At 44.2% G+C, this 14,993-nt stretch carries 11 protein-coding genes and 1 tRNA gene; 8 read left to right on the forward strand and 4 right to left on the reverse strand.

Annotation, left to right across the window (positions count from 1 at the left end):
• Nucleotides 1-935 precede the first annotated feature (935 nt).
• The 4 genes from nadA (at nt 936) to HW45_RS23275 (ending at nt 5,563) form a co-directional block, all read left to right on the forward strand.
• Nucleotides 936-1,997, forward strand: coding sequence for a quinolinate synthase NadA (gene nadA / locus HW45_RS23260; protein WP_006075300.1), 1,062 nt, complete (start codon nt 936-938; stop codon nt 1,995-1,997).
• A 116-nt stretch (nt 1,998-2,113) separates the two neighbouring features.
• A complete protein-coding gene (locus HW45_RS23265; protein ID WP_038230119.1) occupies nt 2,114-3,145 on the forward strand; it encodes a potassium channel protein in 1,032 nt (343 codons plus the stop codon).
• A gap of 161 nt (nt 3,146-3,306) precedes the next feature.
• Nucleotides 3,307-4,608 carry a BamA/TamA family outer membrane protein gene (locus HW45_RS23270; RefSeq protein ID WP_051868308.1) on the forward strand — a complete coding sequence of 434 codons (1,302 nt, stop codon included), beginning with the start codon at nt 3,307-3,309 and terminating at the stop codon, nt 4,606-4,608.
• A gap of 10 nt (nt 4,609-4,618) precedes the next feature.
• Entirely contained in the window at nt 4,619-5,563 is a 945-nt protein-coding gene (locus tag HW45_RS23275; protein ID WP_235225529.1) for a hypothetical protein, read from the forward strand.
• A gap of 39 nt (nt 5,564-5,602) precedes the next feature.
• Here HW45_RS23275 and HW45_RS23280 read toward each other — a convergent pair whose 3' ends face one another.
• Nucleotides 5,603-6,172, reverse strand: a complete 570-nt coding sequence (locus HW45_RS23280) for a UPF0149 family protein (RefSeq protein WP_038230123.1) — start codon at nt 6,170-6,172, stop codon at nt 5,603-5,605.
• A 111-nt stretch (nt 6,173-6,283) separates the two neighbouring features.
• Between HW45_RS23280 and HW45_RS23285 the strand changes: the two genes are divergently transcribed.
• From HW45_RS23285 to HW45_RS23300, 4 genes are all read left to right on the forward strand, one after another.
• A complete protein-coding gene (locus HW45_RS23285; RefSeq protein ID WP_038230124.1) occupies nt 6,284-8,488 on the forward strand; it encodes a hybrid sensor histidine kinase/response regulator in 2,205 nt (734 codons plus the stop codon).
• 415 nt (nt 8,489-8,903) lie between these two features.
• A complete protein-coding gene (locus HW45_RS23290; RefSeq protein ID WP_038230187.1) occupies nt 8,904-9,353 on the forward strand; it encodes an L-alanine exporter AlaE in 450 nt (149 codons plus the stop codon).
• Nucleotides 9,354-9,494: 141 nt separating this feature from the next.
• Nucleotides 9,495-9,582, forward strand: a tRNA-Ser gene (locus HW45_RS23295).
• A 313-nt stretch (nt 9,583-9,895) separates the two neighbouring features.
• A complete protein-coding gene (locus HW45_RS23300; protein ID WP_038230125.1) occupies nt 9,896-11,119 on the forward strand; it encodes a tyrosine-type recombinase/integrase in 1,224 nt (407 codons plus the stop codon).
• A 56-nt stretch (nt 11,120-11,175) separates the two neighbouring features.
• On the opposite strand, the gene HW45_RS30250 is transcribed toward HW45_RS23300, so the two are convergent.
• The 3 genes from HW45_RS30250 to HW45_RS23315 form a co-directional block, all read right to left on the reverse strand.
• Nucleotides 11,176-11,769 (reverse strand): helix-turn-helix transcriptional regulator, encoded by a 594-nt coding sequence (locus HW45_RS30250; protein WP_038230127.1) that lies wholly within the window; start codon nt 11,767-11,769, stop codon nt 11,176-11,178.
• A 207-nt stretch (nt 11,770-11,976) separates the two neighbouring features.
• Nucleotides 11,977-12,882, reverse strand: a complete 906-nt coding sequence (locus tag HW45_RS23310) for a hypothetical protein (protein WP_038230129.1) — start codon at nt 12,880-12,882, stop codon at nt 11,977-11,979.
• A 146-nt stretch (nt 12,883-13,028) separates the two neighbouring features.
• Nucleotides 13,029-14,279 (reverse strand): tyrosine-type recombinase/integrase, encoded by a 1,251-nt coding sequence (locus tag HW45_RS23315; protein WP_038230131.1) that lies wholly within the window; start codon nt 14,277-14,279, stop codon nt 13,029-13,031.
• Nucleotides 14,280-14,993: the final 714 nt, after the last annotated feature.

The following is a 14,993-nucleotide window of genomic DNA, read 5'->3' on the forward strand; positions in this document are numbered from 1 at the left end:
ATCGTCATTCCTGCGCAGGCAGGAATCTACTAAAAGCGCGTTCAGTACTCGCTGAAATAAGACCCCTGCCTCCGCAGGGGTGACGTTTAAAGTAGCTGCTGTGCGAGTTGCGGCTGTAATTGCTTCATCTTCTAATTACATAATATCTACACCATTCCGCTAACGATGCACCTGCACTGGCAGGCATTTACCTAAAGCGCTCCCAACCACCAGGGATCGTCATTCCTGCGCAGGCAGGAATCTACTAAAAGCGCGTTCAGTACTCGCTGAAATAAGACCCCTGCCTCCGCAGGGGTGACGTTTAAAGTAAAAGCTGTATCAGTTGTGGATGCAATTGTTCCATCTTCCAGTTACATAATGCCCACAACCCATTCCGCTAGCTATGCACCTGCACTGGCAGGCATTTACCTAAAGCGCTCCCAACCACCAGGGAACGTCATTCCTGCGCAGGCAGAAATCTACTAAAAGCGCGTTCAGTACTCGCTGTAACAAGACCCCTGCCTCCGCAGGGGGGACGTTTAAAGTAACAGCTGTATCAGTTGTGGATGCAATTGCTCCGTTTTCCAGTTTTATCGTATCCAAACCATTCCGCTAACTATGCACCTGCACTGGCAGGCATTTACCTAAAGCGCTCCCAACCACCAGGGAACGTCATTCCTGCGCAGGCAGGAATTTACTAAAAGCGCCTTCAGTACTCGCTGTAACAAGACCCCTGCCTCCGTAGGGGTGACGACCAATATTAACTGCTGTGGCAGTTGTGGATATAACTGTTTTATCTTCCAACCTCAACGCTTCTTTACAACCCATCACACTCTTAGCCCGATACGGCCACTTTCTATTCAACTTTGGTCGATTACCTCTGGCCTGCCTTTGTCCTTGTAGGAATATCCGTGTACAATGCTCGGACTATTTGGAAGTAGCATAGAGCATGCGCTATGAGCCACATCTTAGACACTATTGATACGGTATATCCGTTTCCCCCTAAGCCTGTTCCTCTAAGTGATGACGAGAAACAGCAATACATTGCAAACATCAAAACGCTATTAAAACAAAAAGACGCGGTTTTGATTGCACACTATTACACCGATCCTGAAATCCAAGCTCTTGCAGAAGAGACGGGTGGTTTCGTGGGTGACTCTCTTGAAATGGCGAAGTTCGGTAACCGCCACGATGCGTCGACGCTGATCATTGCTGGCGTTCGCTTTATGGGCGAATCAGCAAAGATCCTAACGCCAGAAAAACGCATTCTGATGCCAACTCTAGAAGCGGAATGTTCTCTAGACCTTGGCTGTCCTGCGGACAAGTTCACTGAATTCTGCGATGCGCATCCTGACCACACGGTTGTGGTTTACGCTAACACCTCTGCAGCCGTAAAAGCGAGAGCTGACTGGGTTGTGACGTCAAGTATCGCCCTTGAAATCGTCGAGCACCTAGACGCTGAAGACAAACCAATTATTTGGGGTCCAGATCGTCACCTAGGTTCGTACATCGCGAACCAAACTGGTGCGGACATGCTTTTATGGCAAGGTGAGTGTATCGTCCATGACGAGTTCTCTGCCAAAGCATTGAAAGACATGAAGTCAGTTTATCCAGACGCAGCGATTCTAGTACACCCGGAGTCTCCGGCTAGCGTCGTTGAACTGGCGGATTCTGTTGGTTCTACCAGCCAGCTGATCAAAGCAGCCAAAGAGCTACCGCACAAGCAGATGATTGTTGCGACCGACAAAGGCATTTTCTTCAAAATGCAGCAAATGGTGCCAGAGAAAGAACTTATCGAAGCACCAACAGCAGGCGCTGGCGCAACATGCCGCAGCTGTGCACACTGTCCTTGGATGGCGATGAATGGCCTACGTGCCATTGAAAAAGCACTGAAAGACGGCGGTGAAGAGCACGAAATCTTTGTGGATGACGAGCTACGCGTTAAGTCGCTGATTCCTTTAAATCGCATGTTGGACTTTGCTGAGCAACTGCAAATTAAAGTGAAAGGCAACGCGTAACCACTAAAGTTAACGCCGTTCTCAAAAAACCAGTCTTCAGACTGGTTTTTTCGTATATGTTGTTCGCCATTTTCATATATGCTTAACACATAATCCGTCTACGAATAGGGAAGTCAGTGGCGATTTGGTTACAACTCAGAAAATGGTTTCATTCTCATCTGTTCGAACTCAGGTTTAAAAGCTTAGCGGCCGCCATTTTGCTTTATGCAGGCTTATCATGGGTATTACTCAGAGCCAGTGGCGAAACAGACCTGACGGTTCCTATTTCTCAATTCATCTATTTTATCGTCGTTACCGCTTCAACGGTTGGTTATGGCGACTTATCTCCAACGACAGAAGCAGGTCGTTGGGTAGCTATCTTATTTGTCATCCCTGGGGGACTGATGTTGTTTGCGGCGTTACTTGGCCGCTTAGCAGCACTCGGGCTCGATTCTTGGCGTTCTGGACAACTCGGTAAAAGGAAAGTAACTGTGGAAAATCATATTCTAATGTTGGGTTGGAATGGTCAGCGTACTATTCATCTTATTCGTATGCTGCAACATGAAGAGACAGGTCGCAGGCCTATAGTGTTGTGCAGTCGTTCAGATATCGAAAACCCGCTTCCCGGTGAGATTTCTTTTGTCAAAGTGAACAGCTACACCGACGGACGAGAAATGGAAAAAACCAACATCGAAACCGCTAGTTGTATTCTTATTGATAACCCCGAAGACGATATAACCCTCTCTGCGGCGCTTTATTGCTCAAACCGCAACCCTAATGCTCACCTGCTGGTTTATTTCAAAGACGAAGCGCTGAGCGACCTTCTACATCAACACTGTCCAAACTCTGAATGCATCCCAGCTGTAGGAGCGGAAATGCTTGCTAAGGCCGCGGTTGACCCTGGTTCAAGTGCCTTACATCAAGAGCTATTAAGCTCAACACGAGGTATGACGCAATACTCGGTTCACTACCCAAACGATGCTCCAGACTCATCGGTCGAAGCCTTGTTCAACTGGATGAAAGTGGAGTACCAAGCGACTTTAATCGCAGTGGATGTAGGAAATGGCATCATTCTTAACCCAGATCTCGAACAATCCATTTCCGCTGGCAATAAATTGTTCTATATCGCCGACGAGCGAATTGACAATTTTTCTTGGAAAAACCTCTAGCCACAAGCCTATGTCATCAAATTGTTCATCGATATTTGAAATGTGAATAATTTGAGAAAGAAAAATATCTTGATACGGAAATGTGTTCTGTTTATTATGCGCGCGCTTTTTTTAAAAAATGAATGAACGTTCATTCATTGGTTATGGGAACCTTACAATTCATGCGCGTAAACTTGCTGTCGCTACTTGTCCTTTCTGCTATTGCACCATCTATTGTGGCCGCGAAAGAAGATGTCGTTATACCTAGCTATGCTCAACTTGAAACCAAGAAAGAAGACATGGTGTTCGAACACGACGTTACTAAAGCAGACGCTAAGGTAGACGAATACGATGACGCTATCTCAAAACTAAAAGACGACAATACCGATAGCCGCAATTCAGAGACCATCTCAGATCTAAAGTACGCAAAAAAATACTACCGTGAAGTGAATGGGTTACCCATGTTCAGCTTCCTAGGTGGACCAGCATTTACTCCGGAACAAGGTGTGCTTGTTGCGGTAGGTGGTTTGTATTCATTCAAAACCGACCGTGAACAGCAACAACTGCAACGCTCAAGTGTCTCGGCATTTATCATCGGTAACTATGTTGATTCGGAAGTAGGCTATGGTCTACGAGCTAAACATGACCTGTTTTGGAATAACGATGATATTCAATTCCAAGGTGCATGGAACGCAGGTACTCAAGGCAAACACTATTGGGGCATCGGCTATGATGCTGCGCAACAGTTTGATTTTGGCGATGTTACTCAATACAAAGCCAACACCAACAATTATAAAGGCAATTTGATCTTTCGAATTGTCGACAACTGGTTTGCAGGCCCCGCAATTAAGCTGAATTACTTTAGTCCAACCACCGAACCTGATTCGGCGATATTGGATGAGAACTTTAACGAGTTCAAAGATAAACCTTTTACATGGGGTCTAGGTGGCAGCATTCAATACGATTCTCGTGACGTTGCCGTTAACCCTTGGAGTGGTTCTTTGTTTAGAACAGAGGTGCTGCTGTATAGCGAAGCACTAGGCAGTCAAGCTGAGTACCAGAAACTGGACGTGGAATATCGAACTTTCCACAGTTTCCAGAAGGGTCGAGTGTTGGCAGTGCTAGGTCGATTCCAACAAGCTTTTGGTGATACTCCGTATTACGACATGCCTGAACTAGGCGGCGCAAACTCGATGCGCGGCTACTATCAAGGCCAATATCGTGACAAGGTGACGGCAGAAGTAACCGCAGAATACCGACATACATTCCGTCGGAGCTCAGGCGCGCTATCTAACCATGGCATTACCGCATGGACGGGCGTGGGCTCGGTGGGAGAGTCTGTCGAAGATTTGTCGGGACACGCTATTTTGTCTTATGGAATTGGCTATCGCTATGAACTTCAACCGCGCATGAATATCCGCCTTGATTTAGGGATGGGTAAACATGGCTCGGCATTTTATTTCAACTTTACTGAAGCTTTTTAGGTAAACCGTTTTGATTAGATTACTAACCATACTCGTTGTTACATCTCTTTATATGGTATTTAATACTGTATACGCAGCGAGTGATGAACTGAAACAACAAGTAGAAAGAGAGAAGAACCAAGCGCACTGGAGTGGTTTACCGGTTTGGGGTGAGCAGGCTCGTGACCTAGGTTATGAGTTACCGATTCCCGTTGGTTTTGGCATCTATATGAACTCTCAAGATGTTGAGTATGTAGCGACGGATGATTTCAAAATTGACGCAACAGGCGGGCTACTTGGCGGTCGTAACAAGCCTAATCACTATGTCGTACCAGCAGATGATGTATCGATTAAAGGGTCTGATAAGAGTGTTCAGCTTAGACTCGACGCATGGGTATTTCCATTCCTAAATGTTTATGGTTTAGCAGGCTATACCGAAGGAAATAAGGAGATCAGCGCCGATCTTTCCAATGCAACACGTAATGGCAGACCGTTTCCTGTACCAGCGACCATACCAATCAACATCGAATATGAAGCTTACAACTTAGGTATTGGTGCGGTACTTGCGACGCAGTTTGAAGTGATCGATGGATTCAACCCGATTATTGTCACGGCAGCGGGTGCGGTAACTAATGCTTGGACCACCACTACAGACAGTACCATTTTAACCAAAATCGGTGCGGTGCGAGTTGGTCAGCGTTATGACGTACCTTACGGTAAGCTAACGATGCTATTGGGTTATCAGTATCAGAGCATTGAGCAGAACGTGACAGGTAGCTTAACCGACTTGCAAGTTGGTGGTTTGAACCTTGCTGATGAACTGCGCTTTGACGTAAACCTAAAAAGTAAAGAAACATCCAACATGTCATTCGCAGCAGTCTACGACTTTGGCTATGAGAAAGAGTGGAATTTGATGGCGGAATACAGCTTCCTGAACTGGAATCAGCTAATTGTGTCGATGGGTTATCGTTTCTAGAAATGATAAAAAGCTCCTCATAATGAGGAGCTTTTTGCATTACTGCTGTTCAGCCAGTACCGCGCCTTTTTGCGTAATGCCACAAAGCATCATTGGCATGGCATTATAGATTTCAGCAAATTGCTCTAAACCTTCAATACCTTGTGCTTGTAGCGTTGCGATAGATGTCTCTGGGTCGTAAAGCATACTCAATGACAGTAGCACGCCGCCTAACAGAGCGTTGTCTTCACTGTGCTCTGGCATGATGGTTTCCCAGTCATCTCTAGCCAATTGCCAACCTTGAAGAACACCTTCGCAGAAGTCTTTGGTTGCCAACGTCACGATCTCTTCTTCGTCTAGCTCACAACCTTCGGGCCACTGCCATTCGCCGTCTAATAGAGCAGGGCGGAAGTCATTCCACAAGCCAATAATTGCTTGTGCGTAAGTTTCTAACTGCTCACCGGATGTGAATGGTGCTACTTCCTCACCACCCCATAAAAATGGTAGCCACTCTTCTGGTGGTAGCGTATGTGGCGCAGCTGCCATCGAGGTGACAAAGCCTTGTGTTTGCGCTTCGTTAAGAAGTTTGCCTTCTAACTCAGGAAGGGAAAGTATGTCTTTTAATGTCAAAATGCTTTACCGTAAAGGCGAAAATGATGCTTAATAGTAACAAGCTACAGACGAATAAAATAGACGAATTTATCTGAGTCGAACAAGAAGAAAAGGATCGCTTCTCTAGTTATGGTTATCAACGAGTCTCTCAAAAAGAAAAGTGTCGTCGCGCTAGCGCTGTACCTAGCTCTGTTTATCGCGGTATTCGGAAGCATCACCTATATGGTGGTGGAGTCTCCAGTTCGAGCCAAGCTAGAAGAAAACCTCGATATCAAAAACGAGTTTCTCGCCGCCGAGATCTCAGCGCCACTTTCCAGCTCTGTGGGTGTATTGAAAAGCATCGTCGCTATGGCGCAGTCTATTGAAAACCGCACCGCACTCGATGAAGCGCTCTGCCAGGTATTTAAGCTTAATGATGGCATCGCCGTGAGTGGTGGCATTTGGCCCGAACCGTATTCTGTAGACCCCAACATTAAACTCACCAGCTTGTTCTATAACCGTACCAGTGATGGAACGGTGGATAAAATAGATCTTTGGAACAACCCCGAAGCTGACGGCTATCACCTAGAGCCGTGGTACACCTCAGTAAAAAATCAGCCCGTGAATACTATTACATGGTCTGAGGTGTACATCGATCCTTATACCCACGTGCAAATGATCACAGCTTCAGCGCCTTATTACTTAAATGGTCAATTTGCCGGAGTTGCTACCGTCGATCTTTCATTGGAAAACCTAGTGAAATTCGTCAAAAGTAAAGCAAGAGAGCATGATCTTGGGGTGATCGTGCGCGATACGAACAATCATGTGATTACCGAGCACAACTTCAGAGTAGGGCGTGATATCTACGTCAGCCAGCGTCAATTTGGTGATTTTGATTGGAGTCTAGAAGTCGTCAATGCGAGACGACTGGTATCTGATCAAGTGTCAGACATCGTAATGGCAGTCGAGTTGGGTATCGTGCCTGTCATGCTGCTTTGTTTGATGTTTGGCTATTATCTTATTAGCCAATATCTCATTAAGCCGATTACTGATATTGCTAAGAAAGTCGATGAGTCCAAAGAGGGCGGCAGTATCGATATTAACTATCAAAGTCCGGACGAGATTCGCTACCTTATTGACACCTTCAATGAAAAAACCATTTATTTAGACCAAGAACGCGTCAAAGCACAAGCTTCTACTAAAGCAAAAACGGCGTTCCTAGCCACGCTCTCCCATGAAATCCGAACGCCGATGAACGGTGTATTGGGTACCGCTCAAATATTGCTCAAAACCGACCTTAATCTAGAGCAGCGTAAACTACTCAAAACCCTTTATGATTCAGGTGATCATATGATGTCTCTGTTGAACGAGATATTGGATTACTCGAAGATTGAGCAAGGTCACCTTGAGCTTGAAAATCGCCCATTCCCGCTGAGCTCCATCATTGGCAGTATGCACAGCGTGTATCACACCTTATGCAATGAGAAAGGGCTACGTTTTAGCGTCTTCTCGGAAGTTGATGAAACTCGCTGGTATTCCGGCGATAAAGCGCGCCTACGCCAAATCCTATTTAACTTGCTCAACAACGCGGTTAAGTTTACTTCGCAAGGAATGGTTGAAGTTTATTTGTCTGAAGAAGTGAATGATGGAGTGACGGCGCTCGTTATCCGAGTCAAAGACACCGGTATAGGAATCTCACCCGACGCGCAATCAAGAGTGTTTAAGCCATTTGAGCAAGCCGAATCGAGCACGACGCGCCGCTTTGGCGGCACTGGGCTTGGTCTTGCGATAGTGCAAGAGATTACTCACTGTATGGGGGGCAACATCACGCTCACCAGTCAGGAAGGGATGGGATCTGAGTTTACGGTTCGCGTCCAACTTGAACCATGCAAACCAAAAGCGTTAGATGTCCATATTGAACGTCACCTCGACTATCGTGGACTCAAAGCGCTTATCGTCGAGGATAATCGCACCAACACCATCATTATCGAGACCTTTATGAAGCGTAAAGGCTTTATCACTTCTTCGGTAGAAAACGGCGAACTGGCACTAAAAGCCGTCTCAACCCAACAGTTTGATCTTATCTTAATGGATAACCATATGCCTGTTATGGATGGGGTAGAGGCTATCGCGGGTATCCGTAATATGCTCGGCCGTGAAAAAGATACCTTGATCTTCGGTTGTACCGCCGATGTCTTTAAAGAGACTCGAGAGCGCATGTTAGGCGCTGGCGCAGACTTTATTGTTGGTAAGCCCATTGATGAAAGAGTATTAGACGATGCTTTGTATCAATACGCCAATAAGCTATTCCAGTTCTCAAGCAAACGCCGTTCAAACATAGAGTCTCTGCGTTAACCCTTCGTAGTGACGCCGTTATTGGCGTCACTGCACCTTCCTAGCTTGTTATTCAACTCACTAGATTTCATAAAACACCTATTTCAGCGCCATCCATCCCGTAAGCCTAAGTAAACTCTGCTTAGCCAAGAGCATCTAATTGTTTAGAGCTGTAACTATTGTACATAACGTGCCACTAACTCACTGAATATCAGTGGTATAGTCAATAAATGTAATCAAATTACAACAAATAGCGAGTTTATCTAGTTTGAACTTCAAAATTGGTGATTAATTTACCAAGTGACTTTAAATACGGTATGTAAAACTACTAAATTGGTGTTCTAATAGCGACGAAATCTAGATAGTAAAAGATATCTAGTTATATGAATTGCCAAAAGCATTTTTTGATAGTTTATTATTCCGTGAGATTCCTGAATTGAAACCCAAAGCTCCTTTTTGTATTCGTAACGCCGCAGCAGACACTTTTGCTATGGTCGTCTTCTGTTTCGTCTCTGGCATGCTAATCGAAGTATTCGTATCTGGCATGACGTTTGAGCAGTCACTGGCATCACGTTTACTGTCGATCCCCGTTAATATTGCGATTGCATGGCCATATGGCGTTTTCCGTGACTGGGCACTAAGACAAGGCGCGAAAGTATCAGGTTCGGGCACCATGAAGGCCATTTCAGACCTAATCGCCTATGTAGCATTTCAGTCGCCAGTATACGCAGCGATTCTATTTACTGTAGGCGCATCGACTGACCAAATCATCACCGCAGTATCGAGTAACGCAGTAGTATCATGCGGAATGGGCGTACTTTACGGCTACTTCCTAGACCTATGTCGCCGCTGGTTCCGAGTACCGGGTTACTACCAAAGCGTCTGATTTGCCGATCATTTGATCGAATTAATCACAAAGTAAGCAAACAATTAAAAAAGAGCGCTTTTTTCCCGATTTGCACTTGACCCCATCAAGGATAATCATTAAATTAGCGCCTCGTTAGCCAACAGCGCTAACAAACAATACGGTGAGTTGTCCGAGTGGCTGAAGGAGCACGCCTGGAAAGTGTGTATACGGCAACGTATCGAGAGTTCGAATCTCTCACTCACCGCCACATTTAAGAAGAAAGACGTCCTTGGACGTCTTTTTTTGTATCTAAATCAGTTGGTTATCATCCAACGACGTCCTGATTTTTCAATAACATCCACGCATTTGATGTATAGCAAAATGTATAGTTAAATCATTTTGCCGGCATGCCATACACTTTTGAGACAAGAAACGAATACAAACAGTATACTTTTTTTATCGACGCTGACTGCGGATAACTATCTGTTTTTATGTAGTTTAATGCTCAAAACTGTATACCCCTTCGAAGGGCTCTAACGGGTCTAAAAAAACTATACATTTTGGATAAAATGGAGGGTGTTATGCGTTCAAAATTGACTGCTAAGCAGGTTGAGCAACTGACAGTAAATAAAGGGCAAAATGTTCGTCGGGTGAGTGATGGAGATGGGTTGGTTCTCGTCATTCGAAAATCGGGAGCAAAATCTTGGGAATTTCGCTTTGTTAAGCCAAATGGACGGCCGTCAAACCTAGGGTTAGGCCGGTACCCTCAAATCACGCTTACCGAGGCGAGAAGACGAGCAGCTGAGTTCCGGCGACTCAGAGCACTAGGTAAAGATCCATCGGTCGAACAACGGAAACGAAAGCTTGATATAAAGCGCGAGGCACACAATACGGTACAGCAAATCGCAGAGTTATGGCTGGAGACGGCATCATCGCGTGTCGCGACCAAAACAGCGACTGGATTTCGTCAAAAACTACGCCTTCACATCTATCCAAAATTGGGGCGTCTACCAATTCAAGAGGTCAAAGCCTCCATGCTTATTGAAGCGATGAGGCCTTTAGAGCGTGATGGAAAGTTAGAGACGATTGGACGAACAATTGCTCTATTTCGTCGGGTTATGCAGTACGCGGTTAATCACGAGTACATAGACCATAATCCAATTGGGAGTATGCGTGACGTTTTCCCCAAACCTCAGCGCCGAAATTTCGCTTGTGTTGATATAAATGAATTACCGGATCTTCTAATGATGGTAGTGCAATCTACAATGCGCCCAGCCAATAAGCTTTTGTTTGAGTTCCAGTTGCACACTCTCACACGTTCAAAGGAGTCTACTGGGGCTCGCTGGGAAGAGATCTCGTTTGAAGAAAAAGTTTGGTACTTACCGGCAGAGAGAGCTAAAAATCGATTGATGCATAAAATTCCGCTGACGCCCGAAGTCATGTCGATTTTAACCGCAGCAAAACACTTAGGCAGAGGGAGTGAGTTTGTATTTCCAGCGAGAAATAGCACGAGACGACAAGTGCATCCAGAAACGCTCAATGCAGCTTTTAAACGAATGGGGTTGGGCGGCAAAATGACGTCACACGGGACACGGTCTCTTGGCAGTACCACGCTCTATGAGCGTACTGATTTTGATTCCATTGTGATTGAAGCACTACTATCACATACCGATCGAGATGGTATTCGGGATGCATACAATCGCAACAAGTTCTTTCAAAAGCGAAAGGTGGCGTTGGAGTGGTGGAGTAAACACATCGTTTCGTTGACGAAAGGCCTAACGAGCTATTCTCTGATAGAAATATAGTCAGTGTAGGTTGGTCGGAGTATGTTGTTTCTCAGACCAACCTAACAGGTCTACGTCTAATACTCGTTAGTTACTAAACACTCATGGCTTAAGAGCCAGTAATCGATTTCACTTTTTAGCCAAACGGATACTCGCCGCCCTATAACGACTTGACGAGGGAAGTTCTTGTCAGCTATCAGCGCATAGATTTTAGAGCGTGACAATCCCGTCATTACAAGAAGTTCGCTCATTCGGATGCACTGGTCTTTTTTTACGTCGCCGCAGTAACCTTGAGTGGTTTGGCGTTGATTAATTTTCGCTAAGAGCCAGTCATTTATATCCTCCTCCAAATAGTAGCGGCACTTGCCTAATACTGCGGACGAAACTGGTTCAGGGAGGTCATCCCAATTGTCTAGTGAATGGGCGCTGACAGAAAGTTTTCTCGCGACGTTTGCTTTTTTGATGAGCATCTTACCTCTTTCATCAATGTAGTTTTGTTGATTAATGTCCTTGTTTCCTGGTGCTTTTAAGCGTTCAGTATCTACAAGGCTTTGATGGGAGAGTAAGTGCCTTAGAGCTGCATGCCAATTAAAGAATGATGTTTTTTTTAGGATTGTGGAAACATTTCCCACAAGCGAAATACTTACATTTTCTCCTAGTGACTTTTGCATCAATAACTGTTTAGTGGTGTTGTATAAGGTGCACAATATGGAATTTCGAGAGGTATTGGTGGGGTGTTTGGCTGTGTATAGTTGATTTGCTTGTGAAGTAGAAGGAAGCAGGCAACAAGGCGTTTGGCTAATTTGGTGCTAAAAATGGCGATAACTCGCCATTTTTTATATAGTTACTTGTTACTAGCTAGTAGAGATCTTTGACGCTTAGCTGCTTGGCTTCAATGCATCATCTAACTCCTCTCTGTAAGCTCCAATGTCAAAATCGCCTTCAACAACGAATCGGTTTAGTTCTTTTGCCTCGATCAAAGGTAGTGTGTGGTTGCTATAAAGCTCTTGAGCTAGATACTCAATTGCAGCGTGAATGACATCATCCACGCTAACGCCAGCTAAATTGAACTTCTCGCAATATTCCTGAACACGCTCTTCCAGTTCACCAACTCTTGATAATGGCTCGTTCAATATTTCATAGTCAAATTCTATATGACCGACACTCGTAAGCTTTGGTTCATCATCTTCATGTAACTCAGAATCAATGTAATGCCCTAGTTCCTCAATAATGTCAGAATCCTGAAAACCACTTACATAACGTCCAACTAAATTGGAATCATCCCACTGAGCTTTGAATACACTCAAAACCTGCTGAAACTTCGATAGATTCTCATCGATGAAGTTGTTGACGTCATTTTTGTGTACCAAGGCAGAGTTGAGATAAAAACGCAATACCAGCTTATAAAAAACTTCAGCTGGGCCGCCGGGGCCAACTTCACTAGAGTAACCTGCATTTACTGCTCCAGATTCTATGTCTAGTGTGATAAATGCAGGTTGCGGTTTGTGCTGCGAATCAAAGTGATGAAAGAAGGGATAATCGTCTAATGCATCGAGTGACTTTGTCAAAGCGTTGTATGCCTTCAACACTTTTGGCAATTCTTTTTGTGGCGATTGCAGTTGATGGTCGCGGTCTGAGACTGACACGGTAAAATCAGCATTGATCCATTTCGTAACTTGTTGCTCTGTCACACCTGCGGCTTTTGCGAATGCTGCCGGAGCGCCTTTGTGTTTCCCATAGAAATATGAGATATATTGCTCAAGAGTTAGTAGTTTAACTTCCATTGTTTTTCTCCATATTTATTTCACCGATGAAAAAATTCTCGCAACTAAATACAGCTATCTGTTTACTCAGAGCTATAAAAGTTGTTTCAGCATAGTTAGTGCCATATTGGCCAAATGCCTTATCTAGAGATGCTTACCTTATTTTTTCAGAATTGAGGTTGCTGTAATTTGTCAAGCTCTTGTTTAACGTAATAACTACAGGTTTTATCGTGAACTAATTTCGAGTATTGATTACCCCACCAGTTAAGAATTCGTTGACGATCATTAAAAAAAGTCGATCGGTTATATACTTTGCGAATCGTGTTATTGTCAGTGTGAGAATGGATGGCTTCAATGATCAAAGTTTCTGCTGCTCCCAGTTGCTCATGCATTGCTGTTTCAGACACAGCTCGGGTTCCATGACCACTCATTTGGCTCTTTAGACCGAGCTTGGCAAACGCTGTGTTAAGAGTCGAAGTCGTTCTTGGTTTATCCCCAGCCTTTTTGTGAGGCGATGGAAAAACGTATTGACTGTCCCCCGAAAGTTGCTTCGCTAGTTTTAATGCGCAGATCGCTTGGGGTGAAAGTGGGATTTTGTGTTCTAAACCGTTTTTGCATATTTGCGATGGAAGCGTCCATATCCAATCTGTTTGACAAATGTCAGTCCACTTCATCTTCAGGGTTTCACAACAACGTGTGCCCAATAAAACTTGTAACTCAAACATCAGCTTAACGATTAGAGATAAGTTTGAAGAGGCAACTAAACTGATTAGGTTGTCGAGCTGATTAACCTTTATGCTTGCATGAGGTTTAGAACGGTGCCGACTGAACAACTGTTTCATATTACTAATATCTATTGCTTTACTATATTCAAACGTCACGGAGTAACCCAAAATGCCTGTGATCATTGAGTGGAATTTATTTAATGTGGGTATTTGTCCTTTTTGATTGAAAGTATCTAAAAATTCGTAAATATGTTCGCTCGTTATTAAGGTAATTGGAGTACAGCCTAATGATGAACCGACAATATGACATCTGTAGCGTTTCATCATGTCTAAGTAAGTAGACACCTTTAATCGTTTTTCTTGAATTTCAAGCCACTTTTCTGCGATATCTTGAAATTTAGGTGTATCTTTCCCTCTAAGGCGCCTCAAATAATACTTAGGTTCAATTCCTCGCTCTCTTGCTGCTTTTACTTCTAAATTTATTTTTCGAGCATCCTTGAGAGATAATAACTTGGTCGAGCCCAACCCTAAGTATGTATCTTTTCCCGCAAGCGTCTTGATACGTGACTCCCACCGCTTTGAGTGTCCTTCTATGGCAAGATACAACCCATCACCATCGCATATTCGAATCATTTTCACGCCGTCTGGACACTTTAAGTTGTTTACTTTTGTGACAGTTAGTCTTTGCTTCATTTAACCTCCTCTGAGCTGCATTGGTAAGAGAGGCTAAATGTTTGTTTATTTGAGATAAAGCTACCAATGACGTCTATGTAGAAGGTAGATTGAAATCTGAGTGTGAAATGCTATTTAGGTTCCAAGTTTGTAGGGGTTAGTGCACTTCTATAAATGGAGAGGTTGAGTTGCTTATTTCCCGTTGGAGGAGAAATGTATCTCTATTCTAGCCGTGTTACTTTTCCCAGTTCATAAGGAGTTCGATACATAAGCGACTTTTCAAACTCGCATGGTCATTTTGTTGAGCACTTAGTACATTAACGAATACAACCTGCCATAAACCAAAGCCTATGCTCTTGCAGGCCTATCGATTTTAACCTAGAGACGATCTCAAAATTGTTCTTCATCCTCGTCCTAAACCACACTTAATAAACAAGCATGCTGACCACCTATAACATAGTGTGAGTGATGCTCGTGGCGTGCCAGCATGCTTGACCTATCGTAAGCAAAGCAAAATGAATCCAGACAGTCTCTGGATATTAATTTGTATAAAGATGGAGTTGAGCAGCAAGCTGTTTCGCATTCTAGTTCATTGGTAGATATTGCATTGGTGCTGCTGTTAGTAAGATCACTACCGCATTGAAACGTAGCAACCGCAAGCCACTACCAGAAATGCTGACGAGGAACCTTGGAAGTCGACGCTTCGTAACTCAAAATTGTCGAGTAGACGACACT

The sequence above is a fragment of the Vibrio sp. ER1A genome (assembly GCF_000733315.1).
Taxonomy (GTDB): domain Bacteria; phylum Pseudomonadota; class Gammaproteobacteria; order Enterobacterales; family Vibrionaceae; genus Vibrio; species Vibrio mediterranei.